The 24,547-nt window shown below is 52.2% G+C and carries 21 protein-coding genes; 10 read left to right on the plus strand and 11 right to left on the minus strand.

Annotated elements, in window-relative coordinates:
• Window positions 1–76: 76 nt before the first annotated feature.
• On the minus strand, window positions 77–931 hold the full coding sequence (locus FIU95_RS07870) for a sulfotransferase family 2 domain-containing protein (RefSeq protein WP_152453062.1): 855 nt from the start codon (window positions 929–931) through the stop codon (window positions 77–79).
• Window positions 932–1,247: 316 nt separating this feature from the next.
• Window positions 1,248–3,863 (minus strand): bifunctional aconitate hydratase 2/2-methylisocitrate dehydratase, encoded by a 2,616-nt coding sequence (gene acnB / locus FIU95_RS07875; protein WP_172975350.1) that lies wholly within the window; start codon window positions 3,861–3,863, stop codon window positions 1,248–1,250.
• Window positions 3,864–4,169: 306 nt separating this feature from the next.
• Here acnB and FIU95_RS07880 point away from each other — a divergent pair, with 306 nt between their 5' ends.
• From FIU95_RS07880 to FIU95_RS07890, 3 genes are all read left to right on the plus strand, one after another.
• A complete protein-coding gene (locus tag FIU95_RS07880) occupies window positions 4,170–4,625 on the plus strand; it encodes a DUF1289 domain-containing protein (RefSeq protein ID WP_152453066.1) in 456 nt (151 codons plus the stop codon).
• 102 nt (window positions 4,626–4,727) lie between these two features.
• Window positions 4,728–5,657: a lipid kinase gene (locus tag FIU95_RS07885; RefSeq protein WP_152453068.1), complete on the plus strand. Its 930-nt coding sequence runs from the start codon at window positions 4,728–4,730 to the stop codon at window positions 5,655–5,657.
• The gene (locus FIU95_RS07890; RefSeq protein WP_152453070.1) at window positions 5,654–6,094 is read left to right on the plus strand and encodes a hypothetical protein; all 441 of its coding nucleotides are present in this window, start codon (window positions 5,654–5,656) and stop codon (window positions 6,092–6,094) included. Before FIU95_RS07885 ends, FIU95_RS07890 begins: the two co-directional genes overlap by 4 nt.
• Before the next feature lie 20 nt (window positions 6,095–6,114).
• Here the strand turns inward: FIU95_RS07890 and FIU95_RS07895 are convergent, their stop codons facing one another.
• The gene (locus FIU95_RS07895) at window positions 6,115–7,050 is read right to left on the minus strand and encodes a hypothetical protein (protein ID WP_152453073.1); all 936 of its coding nucleotides are present in this window, start codon (window positions 7,048–7,050) and stop codon (window positions 6,115–6,117) included.
• Between the two features lie 244 nt (window positions 7,051–7,294).
• Here FIU95_RS07895 and FIU95_RS07900 point away from each other — a divergent pair, with 244 nt between their 5' ends.
• Window positions 7,295–7,930, plus strand: a complete 636-nt coding sequence (locus FIU95_RS07900; RefSeq protein WP_253868952.1) for a tRNA-(ms[2]io[6]A)-hydroxylase — start codon at window positions 7,295–7,297, stop codon at window positions 7,928–7,930.
• 23 nt (window positions 7,931–7,953) lie between these two features.
• Here the strand turns inward: FIU95_RS07900 and FIU95_RS07905 are convergent, their stop codons facing one another.
• Window positions 7,954–8,214: a DUF3081 family protein gene (locus FIU95_RS07905; RefSeq protein WP_152453075.1), complete on the minus strand. Its 261-nt coding sequence runs from the start codon at window positions 8,212–8,214 to the stop codon at window positions 7,954–7,956.
• 79 nt (window positions 8,215–8,293) lie between these two features.
• Between FIU95_RS07905 and FIU95_RS07910 the strand changes: the two genes are divergently transcribed.
• The 3 genes from FIU95_RS07910 (at window position 8,294) to FIU95_RS07920 (ending at window position 10,496) form a co-directional block, all read left to right on the plus strand.
• Window positions 8,294–8,755 (plus strand): DUF3429 domain-containing protein, encoded by a 462-nt coding sequence (locus FIU95_RS07910; RefSeq protein ID WP_152453077.1) that lies wholly within the window; start codon window positions 8,294–8,296, stop codon window positions 8,753–8,755.
• A 74-nt stretch (window positions 8,756–8,829) separates the two neighbouring features.
• A complete protein-coding gene (locus tag FIU95_RS07915) occupies window positions 8,830–9,459 on the plus strand; it encodes a malonic semialdehyde reductase (protein WP_216646320.1) in 630 nt (209 codons plus the stop codon).
• 59 nt (window positions 9,460–9,518) lie between these two features.
• Window positions 9,519–10,496: a hypothetical protein gene (locus tag FIU95_RS07920; RefSeq protein WP_152453081.1), complete on the plus strand. Its 978-nt coding sequence runs from the start codon at window positions 9,519–9,521 to the stop codon at window positions 10,494–10,496.
• Window positions 10,497–10,542: 46 nt separating this feature from the next.
• Here the strand turns inward: FIU95_RS07920 and FIU95_RS07925 are convergent, their stop codons facing one another.
• Entirely contained in the window at window positions 10,543–10,899 is a 357-nt protein-coding gene (locus FIU95_RS07925; RefSeq protein WP_152453083.1) for a DUF2269 family protein, read from the minus strand.
• Window positions 10,900–10,998, minus strand: coding sequence for a DUF2269 domain-containing protein (locus tag FIU95_RS21305; RefSeq protein ID WP_216646321.1), 99 nt, complete (start codon window positions 10,996–10,998; stop codon window positions 10,900–10,902).
• An 89-nt stretch (window positions 10,999–11,087) separates the two neighbouring features.
• Here FIU95_RS21305 and FIU95_RS07930 point away from each other — a divergent pair, with 89 nt between their 5' ends.
• The gene (locus FIU95_RS07930; RefSeq protein WP_152453085.1) at window positions 11,088–11,555 is read left to right on the plus strand and encodes a YpsA SLOG family protein; all 468 of its coding nucleotides are present in this window, start codon (window positions 11,088–11,090) and stop codon (window positions 11,553–11,555) included.
• Here the strand turns inward: FIU95_RS07930 and adiC are convergent.
• The 4 genes from adiC to FIU95_RS07950 are packed head-to-tail and all read right to left on the minus strand — an operon-like array spanning window position 11,545 to window position 18,814.
• A complete protein-coding gene (adiC, locus tag FIU95_RS07935; protein ID WP_256366420.1) occupies window positions 11,545–13,026 on the minus strand; it encodes an arginine/agmatine antiporter in 1,482 nt (493 codons plus the stop codon). The two genes, FIU95_RS07930 and adiC, sit on opposite strands and share 11 nt — an antisense overlap.
• Entirely contained in the window at window positions 13,023–15,329 is a 2,307-nt protein-coding gene (locus FIU95_RS07940) for an Orn/Lys/Arg decarboxylase N-terminal domain-containing protein (RefSeq protein WP_152453087.1), read from the minus strand. The genes adiC and FIU95_RS07940 overlap by 4 nt, the downstream gene beginning before the upstream one ends.
• Before the next feature lie 47 nt (window positions 15,330–15,376).
• The gene (locus FIU95_RS07945; RefSeq protein WP_152453089.1) at window positions 15,377–17,089 is read right to left on the minus strand and encodes a thiamine pyrophosphate-dependent enzyme; all 1,713 of its coding nucleotides are present in this window, start codon (window positions 17,087–17,089) and stop codon (window positions 15,377–15,379) included.
• A 27-nt stretch (window positions 17,090–17,116) separates the two neighbouring features.
• Window positions 17,117–18,814 (minus strand): FMN-binding glutamate synthase family protein, encoded by a 1,698-nt coding sequence (locus FIU95_RS07950; RefSeq protein ID WP_253868959.1) that lies wholly within the window; start codon window positions 18,812–18,814, stop codon window positions 17,117–17,119.
• Window positions 18,815–19,175: 361 nt separating this feature from the next.
• Between FIU95_RS07950 and FIU95_RS07955 the strand changes: the two genes are divergently transcribed.
• Together FIU95_RS07955 and FIU95_RS07960 are read left to right on the plus strand one after the other, a co-directional pair.
• Complete coding sequence (locus tag FIU95_RS07955; RefSeq protein WP_152453091.1) at window positions 19,176–20,462, plus strand: condensation domain-containing protein; 1,287 nt, start codon at window positions 19,176–19,178, stop codon at window positions 20,460–20,462.
• A gap of 388 nt (window positions 20,463–20,850) precedes the next feature.
• Window positions 20,851–22,632 carry a cellulase family glycosylhydrolase gene (locus FIU95_RS07960; RefSeq protein WP_152453092.1) on the plus strand — a complete coding sequence of 594 codons (1,782 nt, stop codon included), beginning with the start codon at window positions 20,851–20,853 and terminating at the stop codon, window positions 22,630–22,632.
• 687 nt (window positions 22,633–23,319) lie between these two features.
• Here FIU95_RS07960 and FIU95_RS07965 read toward each other — a convergent pair.
• Window positions 23,320–24,468 carry a saccharopine dehydrogenase family protein gene (locus FIU95_RS07965; protein ID WP_172975351.1) on the minus strand — a complete coding sequence of 383 codons (1,149 nt, stop codon included), beginning with the start codon at window positions 24,466–24,468 and terminating at the stop codon, window positions 23,320–23,322.
• Window positions 24,469–24,547: the final 79 nt, after the last annotated feature.

A 24,547-nucleotide genomic window follows, 5' to 3' on the forward strand; every position in this document is an offset into this window, starting at 1 on the left:
GCAAAGTCATTATTGTGATATATGTCTATGGGTAATGTGTAGTGGTTTTTTTGTGTAGACCTCTCCAGGGCGGGGGCTAATTAATGGCGTGGAATCTTTTTGAATAGATTGGGCCAAATTCCCCGAGAAATCTTTTATAAATTTCTGTGTCATGTCTGCAAATGTGTTCAATCTTTTTAATTATTTCTGGGGTGGACCTTAGTTGTTGGGCGAGTTCACTATTAGGGGTTTCATTTAATCTAGGTAAATTTAATTTAACCTGGAATTCTTTTTCTGTCTGCTGTGCCAGTTGGTCTAGATGTTCGGTTGTGCCAACGATAGAAAACCTCTGCAAGTTGTGAATGGCTTGCTCAATATAATCCGCTGGGTTTGATCGAGGTGCCTGACTAAAGTCTGAAAAGTAATGAATGAAACTTTGGCCAGCGGCAATGCCTTTGTGAGACCGGATGTATTCGTTCAGTGGAAGTGTATTCTTAGCCCATTTGCTCAGCTTGAAAGTATTGTAAGTATAAAGTGATATCCATCTCTCAACAGGATCTCTTAGGACTGTAAAAAAATTCCACTCAGGGGAGAAATTTGTTACAAGGTTGGGGCGGCAGAAGCAATGGCCGCTGCCAAAAAAATTCGCCTTAATGGATAGGTTGTAGGCGAGCACTGTTTCTCGAACTGACATCATTGATGTATCTAAGATGCTGGCCGCAAATCTACTCTCTTCTAGCTTGATATCGAATTGGCCTAATTTATTAGGTGTATAGAGTTGATTTCTGAATGCGGAATCTAATGAGGATCCTGCACATTTAGGGACATGGCAAAAATAGATCTTTGGAGGGAGAGTTAGTCCGGATGGATGTCTTAAGGTAGTGAGGGGCTGATCTTCCAAGTTGGTATCTGGAGTTGTTTGGTTGGCCAATTTTCTTAGTAGCTTTTTCATTTGAAGATTATTTGCGGCGAGAGTGAAAAGCTACTTATTAGAATGGGTCCGGTCAAGGTCTTAATTTGAGTCTTGAATTTTGGCGCGATTAATATCTATTATTTTTTTGATATTTCTGTTTTAGCTGCAGAGTAGAAGTAAAGTAAATAAAAATTTATCGGATTTCTTCCTCAGTCCTATTTTCGTATTTAGTTAACAAGGAAAGCATTGTTTAGGTTTAAGCTCTTTACCTTGATTTGCTTGGTAAGAGTTTTGGAAGTGCCATAAAAAAAGCCCCGCCAAATGGCGGGGCTTTCTCTTGAGGCAGGGCTGTTACTTAAACAGTAACTTCCTGGATCTCGGTGGCGGCAATGCGCTTACCTTCTTCGGCAGATTTCTGGAAATCTTCAATCTGGTCGAAGTTCAGGTAGCGGTAGATCTCGCTGGACATGGAATCCAGGTTCTTCGCGTATTCTTGGTACTCGGCCGGGGTCGGCAGTTTACCCAGGATGGCGCCTACAGAAGCCAGTTCAGCGGAGGTCAGGTACACATTGGCACCGTCGCCCAGGCGGTTGGGGAAGTTACGGGTAGAGGTGGACAGTACGGTGCTGTTCGGAGCCACACGCGCCTGGTTACCCATGCAGAGGGAGCATCCGGGCATTTCGGTGCGGGCACCGGCTGCGCCGTAGATGTTGTAGTAACCCTCTTCCATCAGCTGGTGCTCGTCCATCTTAGTGGGCGGAGCGATCCACATGCGGGTGGAGATACCACCTTTGTGTCCCTGCAGCAGCTTACCGGCAGCGCGGAAGTGACCGATGTTGGTCATACAGGAGCCGATGAATACTTCGTCTACTTTGTCGCCAGCTACGTCTGACAGCAGGCGCGCGTCGTCCGGGTCGTTCGGTGCACAAACGATAGGCTCTTTGATATCGGCCAGATCAATCTCGATAACTTCCAGGTACTCTGCGTCGGCATCCGCTTCCATCAGTTTCGGGTTGGCCAGCCACTCTTCCATAGCACGCGCGCGGCGTTCCAGGGTGCGCTTGGAGCCATAACCTTCGGCGATCATCCAGCGCAACAGGGTGATGTTGGAGCGCAGGTACTCGGCCATGGTCTCTTCAGACAGCTTGATGGTACAGCCAGCAGCGGAGCGCTCGGCGGAGGCGTCGGACAGCTCGAAAGCCTGCTCTACGGTCAGGTTTTCTAGGCCTTCGATCTCGAGGATACGGCCGGAGAAGATGTTCTTCTTGCCTTTCTTCTCTACGGTCAGCAAGCCCTGCTTGATGGCGTAAAGCGGAATGGCGTGTACCAGGTCGCGCAGGGTGATGCCGGGCTGCATTTCGCCTTTGAAGCGCACCAGTACAGACTCAGGCATATCCAGCGGCATAACACCGGTTGCGGCGGCGAAGGCTACCAGGCCGGAACCTGCCGGGAAGGAGATACCCATGGGGAAACGGGTGTGGGAGTCACCACCGGTACCTACGGTGTCTGGCAGCAGCATACGGTTCAGCCAGCTGTGGATGATGCCGTCAGCCGGGCGCAGGGAAACACCGCCGCGGTTCATGATGAAGTCCGGCAGGGTGTGCTGGGTGCTGATATCAACGGGCTTGGGGTAGGCCGCAGTGTGACAGAAAGACTGCATGACCAGGTCGGCGGAGAAGCCGAGGCAGGCCAGGTCTTTCAGTTCGTCACGGGTCATGGGGCCAGTGGTGTCCTGGGAGCCCACAGTGGTCATTTTCGGTTCGCAATAGGTGCCCGGACGGATACCTTCAACGCCACAGGCTTTACCAACCATTTTCTGCGCCAGGGTATAACCCTTGCCGGTATCGACGGGCTGCTCAGGCTTGCGGAACAGCTCGGAAGGTGCCAGGCCCAGGGATTCACGGGCTTTGCCGGTAAGGCCGCGACCGATGATCAGGTTGATACGACCGCCAGCCTGAACTTCGTCCAACAGTACTTCGGACTTCAGTTCGAATTCGGACAGGACTTTGCCATCTTCGGCCAGGATCTTGCCGTCGTAGGGGCGGATCTCGATAACGTCGCCCATGCCCAGTTCGTCAACGGGGGCTTCGAATACCAGCGCGCCAGCATCTTCCATGGTGTTGTAGAAGATCGGGGCGACTTTACCGCCGATACAAATACCACCGCCTTTTTTGTTCGGCACGCCCGGCATTTCTTCACCGAAGTACCACAGCACAGAGTTGGTGGCGGACTTACGGGAAGAACCGGTACCCACTACGTCGCCAACGAAAGCAACGGGCAGGCCCTTGGCTTTCACTTCTTCAATCTGCTTCAGCGGGCCGGTAACGCCGGCTTCTTCAGGCTCCAGGCCGTCGCGCTTCATTTTGTACATGGCCAGCGCGTGCAGGGGGATATCCGGGCGGGACCAGGCATCGGGAGCAGGAGACAGGTCATCGGTGTTGGTTTCGCCGGTCACCTTGAATACGGCAACCTTGATGCTCTCGGGCACTTTGTTGCGCTTGGTGAACCACTCGGCATCGGCCCAGGATTGCAGTACGGCTTTGGCGTGTTCGTTGCCGGCTTTGGCTTTCTCTTCCACATCGTGGAAGGCGTCGAACATCAGTAGGGTGCCTTTTAGCTGCTCTGCGGCCAGCTCGGCCAGATCTTTGTCGTCCAGCAGTTCTACCAGGGTAGCGATGTTATAGCCGCCAAGCATTTGGCCCAGTAGTTCTACAGCGTGTTTGCGGTCGATCAGCGGGGACTCCGCTTCACCCTTGATAATGGCGGACAGGAAGCCGGCTTTTACGTAAGCGGCTTCGTCAACACCGGGGGGTACACGGTGGGTGAGCAGGTCAACTAATTCCTGCTCTTCGCCTTTTGGCGGATTTTTCAGCAGCTCAACCAAGCCAGCTACTTGCTCAGCGTCGAGCGGCTTCGGTGGGATGCCCTGTTCGGCGCGTTCTGCGACGTGATTACGATAGGCTTCAAGCACGGATAAGTCCCTCTTGGTGTGTGGGGTGGCACCAACAGCGGGTGGAATTCCCGATCTTTGTACTGTTGTCGGGATTTTTTTTTCGAGGCCGCTGAAGGCGGGGTGGCGAATACTACAGCAAAGCCCTACAGCTGTTAAGTTTATCGAAAAATCAATAATTTAAGTGAATTTCGACTATTCGTAGGGCGAATTTTACTGCGCTCACAGCAGCTATCCCGCCTCTTTTCTTAGTGGCCGAAACAAAATAGTCTACGCGCAATTTTAATCCAGGCCCCCGGTGCCTGATCGGCTAAATCTGGTTAATTGATGTACAAAAAAGTCCGTACACCTTGTATCGGTGTCTGCTCAACAGGAATTGGCGATGATGTTTGCCGTGGCTGCAAGCGTTTTGCCCACGAGGTGATCGATTGGAATGCCTACTCCGAGGAGCAGCGCCGCATTATTGCCTCCCGGCGTGAAGGCTATTTAACCAATGCTGTGCGCAGTCAGCTGGAAATCATCGATGAATCCCTATTGCTTTCGCAGCTGCGCCATCAGCAGATTCGCTTTGATGATAGTCAGAGTGCCTATTGTTGGGTATTTGAGTTACTGCGGGCGGGTGCCAGCCAGATTGGCGACTTGGGTGCATTCGGGCTGCGGCCGACCGCACAGGCCAAGGGGGTGAGCCTGGTGGAAGTTCGCCGGCGCATTGATGAGGATTTCTACGCTCTATCCGTAGCTTATTACCAGCGCTATATTGCCCCTGGTCTGCAAAAAGACTGACGGCTTTTCTTTATTTACCATTGCGTACCTCGGTCGGTATTTTCTTGGGGCAGCTTATCCCTTTAGAATTCATACTCCTTTTCCGGTAATGGAGAACCGGCTATCAGCTCAACTCAAAAAAAATCTCGCCGAGCATTGCTCGTGGTCAACCCGAAAAGTCGAAATGGCGCCGAGGCAGATATCGACAGCGGCATAGAACGTTTGCGCGCTGACGGAGTAGAAGTGGAAGTCCTGCACTCTGAGGGCCCACAGAAAACTGAAGATGCGATCCGACAGCGGCATAAGGCTCTGGACTTTGTGATCGTCGGCGGCGGCGATGGCACTATCAGCTCCACTGCCAGGGTATTGAAAGAGTGTCAGTTGCCTCTAGCTATTTTGCCGTTGGGGACTGCGAATGATCTGGCCCGCTCACTGGGCATCGAGGAGCTGGATCAGGCCTTTGATGTCATTATCGAGAACCACCGCCAGCCAATTGACCTCGGTGTTGTCAATGGCCACTACTTTTTCAATGTGGCCAATATGGGGCTTGGGGTAAAAGTAACAGAGGCACAAGACTCCGAAATAAAAAAACGTTGGGGGGTGCTGAGTTACCTGAGGGCTTTCTTTGTTGCCCTGAGGCGGGCGCAAAAGTTCCGGGTCAAGTTGGCGCTGGATGATGAGCGCTATCGAATGGGGTCCATCCAATTGGCGGTGGGAAATGGCCGTTACTATGGCGGTGGAAACCTGGTGGCCGAAGAGGCGCGCATCAATGATGCCAGGCTCGACCTGTACTGTCTGCGTCCACGCGGCCTGATGGAGCTACTGGGTATGGCGCTGTTGGTGCGTGGTGGCAAACACCACTTGGCCAAGAGAATCTTTAACGCCAGTGCCCAGCATATAGAAGTGGAAACCAAGCCGCGCCTGGAGATCCACGCAGATGGAGAGCCGGTTACCAATACTCCGGCCACGTTCTCGGTTATTCCCAAGGCGCTAGAGGTGCTGGTGCCACGTAATTCTGAAGAACTCCTCAGTGAAAAAGAGAGAGGGCAATGACACTCATTCGCACAGAAACCCAAGCCGCATTGAATGACCTGTTTATGGCGCTTACCCGCAGCGAGGATGACTACCGAGCTGCGGCCGAACAACTCGAAGATCAGGCTGCAGCTGATTTTCTGTGCGCTATCGCTTCCAAGCGGCAGTCGCTTGCGCAGCGTGTGGAGCGAGCGATTCGCGCAGAGGGCGGCTTGCCCTCGGAACCGGATCCTGACCTGAAAGCGGGTGAGCAGCTTCTGCAGATGCTTGGGCCATTGATGGCCGACGACAAGACCAGGGAAGTCTTTCAGCAGCGTCTCGATGCCGACCGCGAGCTACTGGACTATATGGAGTGCGAGGATTTGAGCGCCCTGGAGGGATCTCATGGCGAGCTCAAGAGTGAGTGTCGCCATCACCTCGAAGAATCTCTGACCTGGCTCGAAAAGCGCCTACAGTGATCCTCGCCGGCTGATCACCCTCAGCGCTGCTGCCGCAGAAATACCCGCAGGGCTGGCAGGAAAGGCTCATTGGCGATGGCCAGATCCCGCCTCTGCCGGCGCCGGCTTGCACTGGGTTGATGGTCGATCCGGGTAAATTCCGGTAGCTGCCCGGCCTCGTTGGCGGCCACCAGTACCGGCATGGAGGAATAGCCCACCTGACGGTATTGGTCTTCCTCGCCTGTTCCCTGCGCAAAAAATATTTCCGCGACCTGCAGATTGGGGCGGCTCTGTACCTGTACCTGGCGCAAATCATCCTGCTGGCTTTTGTGCAAGCCGGCGAGCAGTTGCCGTTGGTACTGAATACCGGGGTCCGCGCCGGTCGGGTCCATCTGGACCAGCTTTTTCTCACACCATTGCGTCGTTACTTTACGAATAGACTTGCGCGCTTTTATCCAGGAGAGGGTGATGGCGTCGGGATGCTCATCACAGAGTAAAACCAGGCGGTAGCACTGACGCAGGTGCGCGCGTGGATAGCCAGCCTGAGCCAATACCTCGCGTACGTTGCGGTCTCGCTCTGCCATTGGCCGCTCAACCAGGGCTGCACGGTATTCGGCGATGGCATTGGCGAAGGCCTCCTTGGCGCTGTTGAGCTGTTTGGCCAGGGACAGAGTCTTTTGCGGGACTGCCAGTAAACCGGGAATTTGTAGGGTTACGCGGGCATCGCCACCGGTACCCAGAGGTTCGGCGTAATCCAGTTGGGTATAGAGGGCACCCGCGAGGGAGTAGGGGCGCTCAAAGCTTTCCTGCAAGGACTGGGCAGCTTCCAAGGCAAAAGGTGGCTGCAGCAGGTAGTGCTGCCAGGGCTTACCGGCAGTCTGTAGCTGTTCAAGAGCGTCGCGCAACTCTGCGGCGCTGCTGTGGACCTGTTCCAGCAGGGGGGGGATGCTGAGTGCCAATGCCCGATGGTCTCTCATTGCCGAGTTCCACTGTCTAAAAGATTGGTATTTTAATGCACTTAATAAGCCGTTAACAAATTCCTATTTAAACAGTTTAATCCTGAGGGCCCTGCTTGGCAGGGTTGAGTTGGTTAGTGGTGGCATGAGGCAGGGTGATAGTGCTCGGTGGGTCACATCTAGGGCTTAAGTGGTTGATTATGCTTCGGGACCTGCCTTTCCGCTGTTGTGTCGCTATAATCCCGCGCCAAATGATTGATACCAGATGAATACCGATCCCATGAGTGCTCTAGTTCCCGATTTGTCCGCGATTCATGAATTCCTGTTGTGCGCCACCCCGGATGCCTGGATTGAGGCGGCACTAGCCGAGCCAGAGATGATGCTGGTGGATCACGCCAACTGTGAGAAAAAAGCGGCGGGTACGGCACTCAACCTGATGTTCCGCTATTTGGGGGATTTTGAGCTGCTGCACAAGATGTCGCGTCTGGCCCGCGAGGAGCTACGCCACTTTGAGCAGGTGTTGGCAATTATGGAAAAGCGCGGCATTGCCTATCCCCACGTCAGTGCCTCCCGCTACGCCGCTGGGCTGCGTGCAGAGGTGCGCTCCGCGGAGCCTGGGCGCCTCGTGGATACCCTGATTTGTGGGGCCATCATTGAGGCGCGCTCCTGTGAGCGTTTTGCTCGTATTGCGCCACACCTGGACGAAGAGCTGCAGAAATTTTATCTCTCACTTCTGAAGTCAGAAGCCCGCCACTTCCGCGATTATCTGCACCTTGCACAAAAAGCTGCCAATGAGGATATAGAGCCTCGGGTGCAGGCTTTATTACAGCTCGAGAAGGAGCTTGTGCTGAGTGGCGATGGCGAGTTTCGTTTTCACAGCGGCGTACCTGGCAAAGTTTAAGGTGCGCTTTATATAGCCCAGCTTCAGCTCTGGTCCAGGCTGGCCAGTAAGCGGTTAAAGTCCTGCAGATCCCTGTCGCTCCCGTAGTCCACAGAGAACTTATTGTGAAAAAATACGGTGAGCTTCACTTTGTCTGAGTTGATGAAGACGGTATAGCCGTCAAAGTCGGTGCTTACTGTCAGCCCTTGGTAATGCCAGCCATCGGCTTCCTTTTGTCCCTCTCGGGTGGCCCGATCAAATACCCGCAAGGCCTGTTTGACGTCAATTTTGCTCTCCTCTTCCATACTGACCTCCCCGCGCCGCTAGACTTGTTGTTTCGATGTCGGAAATTCCTTTCCCTTACTGTATGGAATATTACACAGCATGGATAGTAGCGGCTATCAGCAGCCGGTGGTGGATACCCGCCTGTTTGACATCCTGGCTTATTTGGGACTTTGTCCTTTTGTTATCGGATTGTTGCTACAGATAACCGAGGTCTCCTTGTTGGGCATTGATGCCCGCTTATTTTTTACCGCTTACAGTGCGGTGATACTCAGTTTTTTATGTGGTGTCTGGTGGGGTGGGGCACTTAATCGCCCCGGTCATCCGCACCGAATGGCGCTGGTGTTTCTCAGTAATCTGATCGCATTGGCCGGCTGGGTTGGGTTGCTTTTGTATCAAAGCCCTTGGGGCTTGCCCATCCTCGCAATTGGTTTCGCATTTGTGGCTTGGATGGAGGCCCGTTTGAATCCAAATTTGCCGGGCCGGGAGCAATACTTTCGCACGCGCAGTATCGTTACCTATCTTGTGATCGCTTGTCACCTCGGCATGATGCTGCTGTCTTAACGCCTTCGGTGGCGGTTTCTTAGTCTTATTGAAAGCTAGACTTTTACCTGAAAACCGACAAGGAAATGCCAGGAATGGAGCCGATTACCCACTCAGCACAAGACCAATTGTTCTTTGACGCCAGGACACATAGTTACTGGCAGGATAAACCGGTGCCGCAGCCGCTGCTGAAAGAGTTGCATGACCTGGTCAGGATGGCACCCACCAGCGCTAACTGTTGCCCGATGCGGGTTGTGTTTATTGTGAGCAAGGAGGGCAAGGCAAGACTTAAACCGGCCTTGAATGAGGGCAATGTCGAGAAAACCCTGTCGGCTCCGGTTACGGCAATTATTGCGCACGATATGCGTTTTTATGAACACCTCCCCAAACTGTTTCCCCACGCACCGGCCCGGGAGTGGTTTGCCGATAATCCAGAGCTGGCAGAAACCACAGCGTTTCGCAATGGTTCAATCCAGGGGGGCTATTTTATTTTGGCGGCGAGGGCCCTGGGGCTGGACTGTGGTCCTATGTCGGGGTTTGATAACGCACTCGTGGATCACGAATTCTTTAGCGATAAATCCTCGGCTCCGGCTTTTGTACAGGAGCATTGCCCTGAAAGCCACATTAAATCCAACTTCCTCTGTAATCTCGGATATGGCGTGGATGCCAAACTGCACCCGCGCAATCCTCGCTTTGAATTCGATGAAGTATGTCGGGTCGTTTAATCATGCGGAGAAAATACCGCTTGGTTTTTTATTGGTATTGATAAAAGTGGGCAGGATTAATGGCTCAAAGACCGTTGCAGAATTTATCTCGCCCTGAGGAATATTTTTTACCCAGGGATGAAGAGGTTCTGTATGAATTATTTGGGCGTGACATTAGTCGGCCGGTCGTCGAGCGTTTTCTCGCCTTACAGGATATCGAGTATTTACGCTGTGTCTCTTCTGAATATAAAGGTATTTATCAGGCAGACCAGATGTTGTTGGACTGCTATGCCAGAAAGATCAATGAAGAGGCGGTTTTAGATGAGAAACTATTGTTCACTAAAGCGGAGTTTGAGCCGATCATTGCGGCTTATAGAAGCGAAGCACAGTACATGAACCTGGGGGAGGATAGGGCGACCTTGCCTCATGATGTGATTTCGACTGAGGAGTTTGTGCTGCATTTGCAGGCCACAATTGCTAGAGCTTTAGAAAAAAAGAAAGAGGCCGATGACTTTGTCGTTGTGATTCCAACCACCAGCTATAAAGGGGAGCTTATCCCCAAGGCGATTTGCAGTAAAGCCAAGCTGGATGATGAGACTTTCAAAAGGCAGTGCCAGTTGGGCTTAGTGCGCAATCAGCACCTGCAGTATGTGTTGAGTAAGTCCTATCTTTGGACCCTTGCCCATGCCTGGCCCTTTATTACTGGCAGTGAGGTGGGTGAGGGGCGCTTTCGCGGTGTGGTATTTAGACAGTTCGATCTCAATTGGGGCACCATTGCCTGTGATCTCGATAGTGATACCAATGTCTTTGTAATTACTGATGCTAGCTGTTCCGGGGGCGAGGCTGAGCATATTCGCAGCCGCTTGCTAAGGTGTGATAAGCGCGAGAAATCCGCCATTATCATCCCGCTCTGCAAAAGGGAAGCCTTAAACCGGTTGAGTAAAAACTCCGAAGGATATGCCGAGATTGTTGCGGGTGTTGTGCTGGATGATTTTAAACGGCAGTGGAAAGATATTGGGCAGAGAGCGAGTTATAAGACCCTGAGAGGCGCAAATTAAAGTTGGAAGCCTACCTTAAGGTGAGTCAGCCAGGTTACTCATATTTCTAAAAAGAGGGTTTGGAGACCATCAGGTAAACGATCGCAACTGTTAGAGGAAAGGCCAGCGCACCCAGTAGGCACCATGTCCGCATAATTTTGCGTATTTTTCCGTGGTTATTCTCCTGGTTGGCATGAGAGCGCAACTGATATTGCAGGTAGACCACCGGTAGCCACAGTAGGAAGACAGCGAGGGTCAATCCGGCGGCTAGTTGCAGCCACGTTTGCTGAATCCAGGCCGGATTTATCATCAGCATACCCATGGCACTGCCCATCAGCCCAAGCACGGCGCTGCCGGTGAAAATCCAGTCCGCCCGCACTGTTTCCTTACTTATCCACTGGATTACTTGTGAATCCCCGGACAGTCAACCGCGCAAGGTATACCAGGCAATTCCGGTGCCGGTACCGAGTACGATAATGGCGCAGAGGATGTGTAGTGTCTTGAGTACGAGGTAGTAATTCATAAACGCGCTGACCAAACTAAGCGGGGAGTAAGGTAGGGCTTTGAGCGGGAATTTTCAATTCTATTGGTTTTCATAGGTTTTCTTTGAGCATGATCTTCAAACCGGAAAAAATCATCAGTGGCGGACAAACTGGAGCGGACACCGGCGGATTGATCGCTGGGCAACGTCTGGGTATTGCTACCGGTGGCGCCGCACCAAAAGGCTATTTGACCGAGGAGGGGGCGCGAGCGGAATTTCTGAAAGGCTTTGGGTTAATTGAGCTGCCGACCAAAGATTTGGCAGAGCGAACGCGGGAAAATATACGCAACTCCGATGCGACCTTAATTTTTACCGACAATCCCAACAGCGACGGTACTGCTTATACCATCCGGTTCTGCCGGGAAATGGACAAGCCGTACTTGATAGTTGATCCCAGGGAAGACTGCTGCAGAAAAATACGAGCATTTATCGATAAAAATAGACCGTTTGTGTTGAATGTGGCTGGTAATAGGGAATCAAATTCCCGTGGTATTACCCAGCGGGCGATTAAAATAATCCAGCAGGTATTTAGTGGTTAATTGCCTGCCCAAGTGGCAGAGGATCGCGCAAGCGAATCTCTAAATCGGTGTATTGGCCAACTGAATACCAGAAAAATACGCAAAGTGCGGTGATCGTCGCCCCAAGGGTGAAATAGTGTACCCATCTGGGTTCGGGACCACCGGGTAGCAAGTGTCTCTCTTCGACGCTGCGCCGGCGATTTAATATCAACGCATAGAAAATAACGGTGCTGATGACAAAAATCAGTGACCATCGCGTTTGCTGGCCATCTGAGCCTACCAGTGCCACCAGGCAATAGATGGCGGCAATCAGCAGTATCACGGTAAACAGTATGTATTGATGATGTGGCATCTTGCCGTAGGCGAGCACTCGCAGAGCGATTGCCGAGTAGATATAGGGTAGCAATGTCATGATGACTGCTACCGAGGCTATCTTGCCGAACTGCTGGCTGGCGCTAGGAGAAATAGTGGCGAGCACCAGCAAGGACATCAGAATGGCTACCAGTGCCAGGCCGAAAGAGGGCACCCCTTTAGCGTTGGTTTTGGCAAAGGCCTTGGAAAACAGTCCGTCATCGGCGGCGGCCTTGGCAGATTGACCCACCAAAAGAATCCAGCCTCCGAGTGATCCGATACATCCTATAGCCGCACAGATGGCCACAATATTCGCCGCAGTATTGCCCAGCGCCAAGCGCGCCGCATCGGCAAAGGGTGCGGAAGAGGCGATCAGCGCTTTGTTGGGCAGCATGCCCATAATGACCGAAGAACTCAGCACATAAGCTACCGATGCCAGCAGCACCCCGCCTACGGTGGCGATAGGTACATTGCGACTGGGGTTCCTTACCACCGCAGTGGACACGGAGGCAGTCTCTACCCCGATAAACGCCCACAGGGTAAAAGTTAAAGTGGTCATGATTGCGCTGGTATCGCTCTTGCCGGAGACATTCCAGCCGGCGCTGAACGTCTGGCTGTCGAACCAGAACCATCCAAAAAGGGCAGTGCCGAGAATCGGAATCAGCACCAGGCTGGTGGTGAGAGACTGTATTCGCCCGACGATGTGCGGCCCCAGGATATTTGCATAAGTGAGCAGCCAGATCAGTGCTACCTGGGCCAGGGCAAAGGTAAATGGGTCTTTGAGCGGTGGGAAGAAGTGGGTGATGTAGCCCAGCCCGGCGGTAATCAGTGCGACGTTACCGATGACATTGGCCAGCCAATACACCAGGTTGGTTTGGTAGCCGATATAGTCGCCGAAGGCCTGGCGCGCGTAGGCATAGGGCCCCCCGGCGGCTGGGTCTAGGGCGGCGAGGCGGGCAAAAACCAGTGCAAGTGATACGGCGCCAACGATGGTAATAAGCCAGCCGACCAGGGAAATACTGCCGACAACTGCCAGATTGGCCGGAAGCATAAATACCCCGGAACCCATCATATTGCCAGCCACCATCAGTGTGGCGGGCACCAGTCCGATTTTATTTTTCTCCGCGGGATGAGGAGCTATGGCGCGGCCCCCCGGCTCAGGGCGTAGATATGGTAGCGCCCCTCGCGTACTTCCACTCCATGGTTATCGTGGCCGAAACCGGGAAACTCCCGGTCGAAGGATTCCAATACCCGCAAGTATTCCAGCGCGGGGCTGCCCTCGCTGCCAAAATTCTCCCCGGGCATCAACAGAGGGATACCGGGTGGGTAGGGAATAACCCCCGTTGCCGCAGTGCGCCCGGCTAACTGATCGAGAGGGAGTAACTCCACTTCGCCGCGTACCAGGGCTTCATAGGCCTGCACGGGGCTGCAATCGGCCTGGGGCAGGGCGGAAAAACCGGCGGACATTTTTGCCGTGCTGCGCAACTCCTTCATTCGGTCAAACATTTTTTGCGCCAAGTCCCGCAGGCCCATCTCCGTATAGCCCGGGTACTTTGCCAGTAGGTTGGGCAGGCACTGACTGAGGGGCTGGTTAGCGTCGTAGTCCCGCTTAAAAGCGAGCAGCGCATTGATCAGGGTGCCCCATTTACCTTTCGTAATGCCGATGGAGAAAAGGAACAGGATGGTGAAGTCGGTCGTTTTCTCGACAATGATGCCGAGGTTATCCAGATACTTGCTGATAATACCGGCTGGAATACCCCATTGTGCGAGTTGGCCCTTGCGCTGCATGCCTGGGGTGGTGATTGAGACCTTGATGGGGTCGAGCATGCAGTAATTTTTTTCCAGCTCGCCGAAGCCGTGCCAGGAGTCGCCGGGGTTCAGCAGCCAGCAGCTGGCATCGTTACAGAGCAGCTCTATGGGGGCGCTGTGAAAGGCGTATTTCTGGCCACTTGTCGGGTCTGTCACCTGATCCGGCTGCCAACCGTCAAAAAACCACTCCCCCTTGTCTTCATACTCCCGTTTGAGCCGTGCCAACACCTGGCGAAAAGCCACCGCCTCGGCAATGGATTCGCCGGTGAGCGCCGTACCACCTGGGCCGTCCATCATCGCTGTGCTGACATCATTCGAAGCCATGATGGAGTAGAGCGGCGAGGTGGAGGCGTGCAACATAAACGCTTCGTTAAAGCGGCCGTGTTCGATGGGGCTGCGCCCGTCGCGGATATGGATCATGGAAGCCTGTGATAAAGCCGCCAGCAGTTTGTGGGTGGACTGGGTGGCGAATTTGGTCGGGCCATTATGGGGCTCGGCATCATCGCTGTCGTACATAGCGAAGCGATCCCGATAGATGGGATTGAAGCGGGCATAGGCATACCAAGCTTCATCAAAGTGCAGCCGGTCGACGGACTCACCCAGCAATTCCTCCACCCGGCGCACGTTATAACAGAGCCCGTCATAGGTGGAGTTGGTAATAACCGCATGCACCGCGCGCTGGCTGTCGGCGGTGCGTGCCAGGGGATTGTTCTGGATCGCTTGAGACACCGCCGCTTTCGTCAGCTGGTCCGGGGGAATCGGTCCGATCAATCCGTAGTGATTGCGCAGAGGCACCAGGTAAGTGGGGATGGCGCCAGACATGGTGATGGCGTGCTCCACCGACTTGTGACAGTTGCGGTCGCATAGCGCCAGTTGGCCGCGGGTCACAGAGGCCATCACAATCACGCGGTTGGAGGTGGAGGAGCCGTTGGTGACATAGTAAGTACGGTCAGCACCGAAAACCTTGGCCGCGTAGCGCTCTCCGGCGGCAATTGGCCCGGTGTGATCGAGTAGGGAACCCAGCTCTGTCACAGAAATGGACAGGTCCGAGCGCAGCATGTTCTCACCAAAGAAATCGTAGAAGGCGCGGCCCGCGGGGGATTTTAGGAATGCAGTGCCGCCGGTATGGCCGGGTGTGTGCCAGGAGTATTCATGTACACGGGCGAAATGGGTCAGGGCGGCAAACATCGGCGGCAGTACCGCATGGCTATAGCGCTCTATTGCCCCTTGAATGCGCCCACCGATAAAAGTGGGGGTGTCCTCCAATATCCAGATAAAGTCATTGGCCAGCTCCAGGGCGCGTCGTGGCATATTGCTGACGGTTTCGCGATCGGCCAGTAGGAATACCGGCAGCTGTAAATTGCGCGCTCTCAGCTGTTCCAGCACATTCAACGCGGGCAAATGGCCACTGCCTGGCAGCTCCCAATTCAGCAACAGGCATTGTATCGCTGGGTTGGCGCGCAGCATGGCATTGGCGTCGTCACTGGAGACCGTGGTGATCAGGTCGATGCGGCGCTGTGCCAGCTCCTCCTGCAGGCGCGCGGCGGCGCGGCCGGGGGCACTGTTGCTGGCGATCTCCCCGCTGGCGAGTAGGGCCAGCATCCCGGTGGGCACTTGTTTTCCGAGCTGGTGCATGGACCTCCCGTCTGGGTTGCGCCTGGGGTCGAGCTGGGTGACCCGTGTCAGCGCAGAAAGTTGTCTTTCAGCAGGTCGACCACTTCATCGGCACGCCCGCTGAGTATGGCCTTGAGGCCAAACAGCGCGGTGGAAGAGACCTGTTGCGCCGTGACCTCCGGGGGCATGACCAGTTCCAACCGATTTACAGTAACGTCCAGCAGGGCCGGCCCTTTCGCAGCCAGCCAGCGCTTCATTGCGTCCTCTAGATCATCGGCTTGCTCGACTTTCTCTCCGTGAATGCCAATGACTTCCGCCATGCGACTGAAGTCGGGATTCTGCAAATCGGTAAAGCTATCCAGCAGCCCTTCAATGCGCTGTTCCATTTCCACAAAGCCGAGGGAGTGATTGTTAAAGACCAATAGTTTGAGTGGGATTTTTTCTTGTACCAAAGTCAACAGATCCCCCATCAGCATGGTCATTCCCCCATCGCCGCACATCGCAATTACCTGGCGGCTGGGGTCGGCTTTGGCCATGCCCAGGCCCTGAGGGTAGGCATTGGCCATGGTGCCGTGGGAGAGGCTGGTGAGAAAGGAGCGTTTGCCATTGGCGCGTAGATGGCGCAGCAGCCAAACCATGGGAGAGCCGCCATCGGCAGTAAATACGGCCCCATCGCTGGCCAGTTTGTCCAGGGTTTGAGCAACAAACTGGGGGTGAATCAGTTTGGGGTCGGGCTCGTGTCCTCGATCTTCCAATTGCTCCAGGTCTTTTTGATAGCGACCGAGCAGGTCCTGGAGAAATTTTTTGTCGCTGCGGGCTTTTAGTTTTGGCAAAAGGGCTTCAATGGTTGCACCGACATCGCCTACCAAGCCCATATGAATGGGGGTGCGGCGACCAAGGTGGGAGGCCTCTATGTCCACTTGGATGATGGTGGCTTTTTCCGGGTAAAACTGGGTGTAGGCGAAATCGTTGCCCAGACACAACAACAGGTCACAGGTCTGGATTGCACGATAGCCGGCGGGGTTACCCAGGATGCCATTCATGCCGACGTTGCAGGGGTTGTCGTACTCTAAAAACTCTTTGGAACGGGTGGTATGTACGATTGGGGCGGACAGGTGTTGCCCCAGCTTGACTACCGCATCGTGAGCAAAGCGGCAGCCAATGCCGCCATAGATAACAATCTTTTCCGCCTGATTGAGTTTTTCCGCCAGTGCATCCAGTTCCTCATCAGAGGGACGCGCTAACCACTGGGGGCGATGGACTGCCCAGGGAATCGCGTCTTTTACCTTGGTTTTGAACGTATCGCCACTGATCTCAACCACGGCCACGCCTCGGTGGTTGAGAGCGGCCTGGGCGGCTTGGCAGATAATACGGCGCGCCTGCTCCGGGTCGGAGAGGGTTTCACAGAATACCGAGCACTGCTCGTAAAGCTTGATCTGATCGACATCCTGTGGGAATCCCAGCCCCTGCTCCGCACGGTCAATACGGGAGGCAATCAGCAATACCGGTGCGCCGTTGCGGTGGCTCTCGAAGATACCGTTGAGAAAGTGCAGGCTACCGGGGCCGGCGGTGCCGGCACAGACACTCAGCTCCCCGCTCAAATAGGACTCGCCGCCCGCAGCCAGGGCGCCCACCTCTTCGTGACGAACGTGGACCCACTCCAGCTTGGACTGGCGCACGGCGGAGGTAAAGTGATTGATGGTATCGCCGACGATGCCGTAGCAGCGTTTTGCCCCGGCTTTTACCAGGGCATCGACAACAATCTCCGAAACGGTCTCCATGGAAATCTCCAGTAAAAGGGGCTGGGGCTATAGGCGTCGCAGGGCGGAGTGATCATCGTGATGAGCCAGATTAACCGCGGGCTGAAATGAGTCGGCCCTCGCGGCCTGCCACCAGTGTCGGTAAGGGGTTTCATCGGGTGCGTCTATCAAGGACTTCTCATCGAGGAAGTGCCAGATTCGATCGATAGGGTACGACTCGGTGCCATTGATTCGGTGGTATAGGTGGTAGGGCTGTAGATCCCGCGGTTCGGTTAATCCAGCGGCGGCGATAATATCCCCAAGGGCCTCCAGAGTTTTCTCCTGAAATGCCGCAGCGCGCTTGCTCTGCACATCCACCACCAGACCGCGCTGGCGTTGAGGGTCCTGGGTGGTGACACCCGTGGGGCAGGTATCGGTGTGGCAGCGCCGCGACTGGATACAGCCAATGGAAAACATAAAAGGTCGTGCGGCATTGCACCAATCTGCGCCAATCGCGAGGCAGGCAGCCAGCTCTGAAGCAGAGTAAATTTTGCCGCTGGCGGCCAGCCGTACTTTGTCCCGCAAGCCGGTTCCTACCAATGCATTGCGCACTACGATTAACCCCGCCAACAGCGGCATGCCCACATGGTTGGATAATTCCAGGGGTGCGGCGCCTGTGCCCCCTTCGGCGCCATCTACCACGATAAAATCGAGATATTTTTTCGTTTCGAGCATGGCTTTCATAATGGCCAGCACTTCAAATACCTGCCCTACACACAGTTTGATACCCACCGGTTTGCCCCCAGATAGGCTGCGCATCTGGTCGGCAAATTCGAGCATTTCAATGGGGGTCGAAAACATTGAGTGTGCACGTGGAGAGACACAATCCACTCCCGGTTTCACTTTGCGAGTGGAGGCGATTTCCTGGGTGACCTTTGCACCGGGCAATACCCCGCCATGGCCAGGTTTAGCTCCCTGGCTCAGTTTAATTTCGGTCATCTTCACCTGATCATCGCAGGCTTCACGAAAAAGATCGGGATCGAAACTGCCGTCATCGCGACGGGCACCAAAGTAGCCACTGCCCAATTCCCACACCAAGTCACCGCCATGTTTACGGTGATAGGGGCTGATGCCACCTTCTCCGGTATCGTGATAGAAACCGCCGATGGCGGCGCCCTTGTTCAGAGCCTCAATCGCTGGGGCGGATAGGGCGCCGAAACTCATGGCGGAGATATTTAATAGCGCTGCCGAATAGGGCTTTGCGCAACGGCCAGACCCCACCTCAATGCGAGACTTCACATCTGCTTCTTTGGCTGGATTAATAGAATGTGTGAGCCACATATATTCATCGCTACGCACATCCAGCTCAGTGCCAAAGGGGTGCATGTCCGAGAAACCTTCGGCGCGAGCGTAGACCAGTCGCCGCGCCTCATAGCTAAAAGGCTTGCCTTCCTCATCACCCTCCACCATATAGGCGCGGAAGTAAGGGCGCAGATTCAGGAATATCCAGCGGATGCGGCCGGCCACAGGAAAGTTACGCGTCACATTCCAGTAGGGCTGCAGCATGTCGTAGATGCCCAAAAGAACCAAAGACAGGCTCAGCAGCAGGGCGATTACCCACCAAGCATCGACTGCGATGGTGAGTATTAGAAATATCGGGGTTAGAACCAGGGCGGTCACCGGAATGATCGCGCGCTTGATTCCATTCCTACTGGCGTAGGCACGCCAGGCTGTGGAGATGATCATAGTGGGTGGGTTCAATCTCATTACTGGGAGTTCCGATAATGAACCTAGATCATCGCGCGGGGCTTTGCTGCTATATACCCTCGATCTGCCGCAAAACAGGCCGCTCAAGGTGTGAATCTTACCAAGTATCTTTTTTTTAGGCGTATAAACAATCTTTATGCGTGTAATTAATATTGTCGAGTAATTAGTGCAGGGCGAGTAGCACAGTGAGTCGCTCATTTTTGTTCACCTTGGACATGCAATACTCATTAAGGGAGCCTCTGAATAATTTCGAAATGCTTCTGCAGGGTTAAAAGGTTTTAGATATTAGGTACAGCACGTTGTAAGGGCTGCCTGGCAGAAATTTGACAGAAAGATTATTGAGCGTTCATGGGAGATAAGCATGTCGGGATGGGAGCAGTCTGCAGATGTGCCTCTGTCAATCACAGAGCGGAGTATCTACAACTTACATTACCGAAAAGCCCTGGCTGATATGATCGCCCGCACCATAAATATCAAAGGGCCTCTTCAAGTTGACCTGTTCAGGGAGGCGGTTCATAGAACCGTTAACACTTACCCCATTTTTCGCTGCCGCTACACCAGGGAGCCTGTTAGGCGCATTTTTGTTGATGTCGAACTGGATATCATTGATATCCGTGACTTGAGTGACGCCCATATAATGAGTTTTTTAACTCAATACAGTAATGCGCCAATGGCGTTACAGTCGGATCAACTCTTGGGGTTGAGTCTTATTCGCACGGGAGAGGCCGAATACATTCTCTTGACAAAATGTCATCATATTATTGCCGATGGCATTAGTTTGGCTCTGCTTTTAGAGTTGGCTCTAACTGCTTACCTAGATCTCGAACGTGGTGCCAGCTTCCGATCCCAGCCCGAAACGATTGACTTTGCCGATTATGTAAATTTCGAAAATAACTATATCCACTCGCAGCGAGGACAAAAAGCTCTGCAATATTGGCGGGACAAGCTCAACCGTCAAAGAAACGCTGTTGAGGTGGCGTCTGTTGGGAAAATGGTCTCGCTCTATTGCGAAGATTTGGCTTATACCCTGGAACCGAGAGAATTTTTACATATAAAAGAGCGTGCCAGGGCTGCTGGGGTCAGTCACTTTGCTTATCTGTGTGCCGCATTTCAACAAGCTTTGTACGAACTCTTACAAAAAGAGTTTTGGATGAATGTGAGTTTGTCACTTCGGATAAAAAAAGAACATAGGCAGATTTTTGGGCCCATGTTTCGCTTGGCAAATCTGGCTGTGGTGGGTGAAGAAGACTGGGCGGAAAAATTACAGCGTTTGTCCAGGGAAATACAATATGCCGTGCGTACAGTTTATGTGGCGGACTCAATAGGACCCCATGGAATCATCGGTAATAACCTACCAGCTCCCTGTACCTATTTGGTCAACTACTTGCAAACGGAAGTACATCAAGAAGGATTGCAAGCTGCATATAATGCCGCGGGCTCTGAGTGGATTGCTATTAATGAGAAAATTAAAATACGTTCGTTAGATCTCCCCGCCAGAATCAGTCCCTACGGTATTTATCTCTCCTTGGCCGCTTACGATGGATATCTCCACAGTAATTTTGTTTATAACGCCAACTGCTTTAGTCGAGACACCTTACAAAAACTTAGTGAACGTTGGCGCTATGTTTTAATGCAGGGTAATAAATAACCTGTTCAGCCAAGCTGATTTTCAGCTGTTATCAAATTATAAGTAATTCCTTGTGTGTAAGGCTGGGTATGAGCTCTCCAGGTCATCGGCTTGCACATTTTCTCCTTGATTCGGTTATGTATTGGGTAAAGCTTACTTGCTGATATCAAAACTTCTCGGTATTAGTGAAATGGAAGGCTCAATAGTCTGCAGTCATCCCAAAGCAAAAAAACATGCAGTGGAATGAATGCTCCTAATTAACCCGGAACTCAATAAGGGTATTTCTGTCCTAATTTTTGAATTTGTTAGCCGGTTGACTGTTTGGCTTTGAGTGACATGGGCCTGATACCTTGAGTACTTCCATTTCTTCAGGAGCCGGTTTGGTAATAACTTAAGTGAGAGTGACGGTATGTTAAAAGTCAAACGAAAAAATAAAAGTTTACAGGTTATATTAGCTCTATCCATCGGGTTTTCTGCGGGAATAAGTAATATACACTCTGTTTTTGCTGCGAGCGATTCAAATCCAGTTGGTTATTTTGGCGAAATGCAGGTGGAGGGAAATAAAATTAATGGCTCCAAAACTGGAGAGCCAATGCAAGTAAAAGGGATGAGTTTCTTCTGGAGTAATTGGACCACTTATTATAACTCTGAAACAGTTGATAGGATGGTTGATGAATTTCAGGTGGAAATTCTTAGGGCGTCTTATGGGGTTGATGATAACGGGAGCCCGTATGATTCAGATGAAGACAAAATAAGAACTGTAGTTGAAGCTGCTATAGATAGAGGAGTTTATATAATTATCGATTGGCACACGCATGGGGCGCATAATAATGTAGATGCAGCGAAAGAATTTTTTGCAAGGATGGCAATGGATTATGGCAGTTATGATAACGTAATTTTTGAGATTTATAACGAGCCAACCTATGTTTCGTGGAGTGTTGTGAAAGACTATGCGGAAGAGGTTATCTCTGAAATAAGAAAGCACTCGGATAACTTGGTGGTGGTTGGATCGCCCACTTGGTCCCAAGATGTTGGGGCCGCTGCGAATGACAGGATAAATGATGAAAATGTGGCTTATTCGTTGCACTTTTATGCGGGAACCCATTTTTCATCATTAAGAGATAAGGCTGATTATGCTTTAAGCCAGGGAGTAGCGCTTTTTGTTACAGAATGGGGTTCAGTTAATGCTGATGGTAATGGTTCGATTAACTACGATTCAACCGGAGACTGGTTAGCCTGGATGGATGAAAATGAAATATCGTGGGCTAATTGGGCAATTAACGATAAGGCGGAATCATCCAGTATTTTTAATTCTGATGGAAGTGTCACTGAGACAGGTAGTTTCCTGAAAAGTATTTTTGAAAGTGCTGTACCTGGTCGAATATGGGATGATGCTGGCATTGATGGCGGTACTATTGGGGATGACGATGTAGATAGTGGTAATGAAGGTGCTGGTAATACAGGCAGTGCTAATGGTGAAGAGGGTGGTGAGGCTGATAATGGTAGTGGTGGTGCTATCGACGGCGAGAATGATAATGTTGATTTAGTCTCTGGTTCAAGTGTTGGATTTAGCAAAGCATCTGACTGGGGTGCTGGATTTAATGGAAGCTTTACCATTAATAATACTGGATCAAGTGACATAGAGGGTTGGGTTTTAGAGTTTGATTTTGATGGGCAGATAAACTCTTTTTGGACTGCTCAGATTGTTTCTCATTCGGGGAATCACTACGTGGTAAAACCCCATGATTGGAATTCCACAGTTAATGCTGGGAAATCATTAGATTTGGGTTTTACAGCAACAGGTGGGCAGACCGTTACGAATATTACCCTTGGTGGTAATAGTGATGTAGGTCAGTCAACTGGTAATACTAATGAAGGCGATACTGTTGTAGGTGCTACAAGCTTAGCACCCATTGTGGAATTTAGTGTGTCTAAAGATTGGGGGGCTGGATTCAACGGTGAATTCACCATTAAAAATACTGGGTCAACTGACCTGTCGGGATGGACTCTAGAGTTTGATTATGATGGGCAGATAGATTCATTTTGGACGGCTAAGATCATCTCTCACTCAGAAGGTCATTATGTGGTTAAACCTCTTGACTGGAATTCAACAATAAAGCCTGGAGATTCTCTAAAGTTAGGCTTTACAGCAACAGGCTCTAAAAATGTTAGTAATAGCACCCTGAAATAGGGTTGAAGTTATAAGGCTCTATGATTAATAGGTTAAGCAGTTTATTTTTGTAAGATGATATGCATCTGTAATGATTTCTCTACCTCGGCTTTGTGATATGGGTGTCTACGGTAGAAGTTATTTGCAGGTGTATTTTTCTGAAAGTTAATTTTGCTAAATTCTGTGTAGTTCTGTGGCCTTGGTGTCTGTAGAGTTCACATTTCCAAGAGCACAAGCCAGCTCACTTAACATGCCTAATATTTGTCCCGATTCTAAATTAATGGATTGATTCTCTTTATCTTAGTGGAAGAGTTAAATTTTTCTTTCACATGCTGGTTAAGCAAGTGTGTTATTGAAACAAAAGCGCCAAAAAATTGGATAGCCTTCTACGGTGTTGTTTCTCCATAAAACGCCATAGGGATATGTCCGGTCTCTTGGGCCAGTTTGAATCTTATGGCTCACTGTATGTAGAAGGGAAGTGAGGTGTTAAGCTGCAGGTATATTCGTGGTGAAATGGTATGAAAATTTAGTGCTAAAGGTCCTGAAAGTGTAAGTTGTTAATTTACTCTTTGCCCTTAAGTATCGTGGACAATTCTTGTTATCCTCCCATCACACCGGTTCTAGCCTCTTTGAGAGGGTAAGCTTTGAGTGGGTCGCTGTATGAGGGAGTTTTCCCTATGTATTTGCTAAGGCCTGTTAACGGCCCTATTAAGCAAGTGCGGGCATACGCTCACGGGAGTGGCTTTCTATTGAGGTCACAACGGAGTGATCATTTAATTCAAGTAGAATTTCATCCAGGCTGAGAAGTTGCCAGCATGCCTTTGCCCCAGCCTCCTCCATTTCGCCACGTAAAAATTTGCGAGCTAGGGCCGCCGCAGGAGCCGCTGGAATCCAGGGGCCATCGCCATTCAGGCCGAGCACCTGCCAGCAGCGTGAGGCAGTTTCACCATGGGTATTTTCCCCTATGGCACGCACAATCATGCCGCCGTGTGGGGTGCCTCCCGGCCAGCGTTCGCTGAGTTTGTGGCCGAGTTGGGCGATGCGTGCGGTAGTTGCTGGTAGCTGTAGGCGAGACAATTGGGCACATGCGGACAGGCCGATTTGCAGGGTGAGTGGCTCCAACCCGGTAGCGAAGCGGGCGCTGTGCATCTCGGGGAAATACTTCGGGAAGAGCTCCAGATCGGGCACATCAAAATCGCACAACCAGCGTTTACCTACCGGGTGGGCGAGCTTGATGGGGCGTAGATTTTTTCCTGCATGGGATTCACGCCAGTAGCCGCCCTGTAGTTGTGGAAAGCTATGGCCGAGGGATTCAACACCGGCACGCACGGTTGCCAGGCCGCGATCTATACGGTGTGCGGGTGCTATAGCGATGTCGACGGAATGAATAACCGGCAACTCCAGCTGGATTTCGGCGATTGCGGCGGAGCTCAGGCCGGGCAGACTGCTGGCACCAGACACCATGGTTATTCCCGCAGCTTCTGCTGCAGGTGATAGGCGATGGAAGTCGCACACGAAGCGGCGGCCATCGGAGATATCGATGTAAGGTGTGCGGGATTCGATACAGGCTTTGGCGACCCGGTAATCCGCCTCTTTTTGGAAAGGTCCTGCGCAGTGAATCAAAAGATCCAAATGTAGGGCTTTCAGTTGCGCGGACAGGTTGATGGCGTCTCTTTCCAGGCGCAAGCCTTCGGCGAGCCCACCGAGTTCTTCGGCGCATTGATCCGCCTGAGCCTTGTTGCGGCCGGCAATAATCAGCTGGATATCGGGCTCAGAACGCAACATATGCGCGATGCGCGCGCCAAAATTGCCGTAGCCGCCAAGTATTAATACCCGTTTGTTCAGGTTGTTGATCACCTGGGTCGCACTCCTCTCCCCTGAGGTCAGAGAGGATCATGCAATGGGGTGGTGACGTAAATCAAGAGAATCTTGGTGT

Origin of the sequence: Microbulbifer sp. THAF38 (assembly GCF_009363535.1) — a bacterium.
Classification (GTDB): Bacteria; Pseudomonadota; Gammaproteobacteria; order Pseudomonadales; family Cellvibrionaceae; genus Microbulbifer.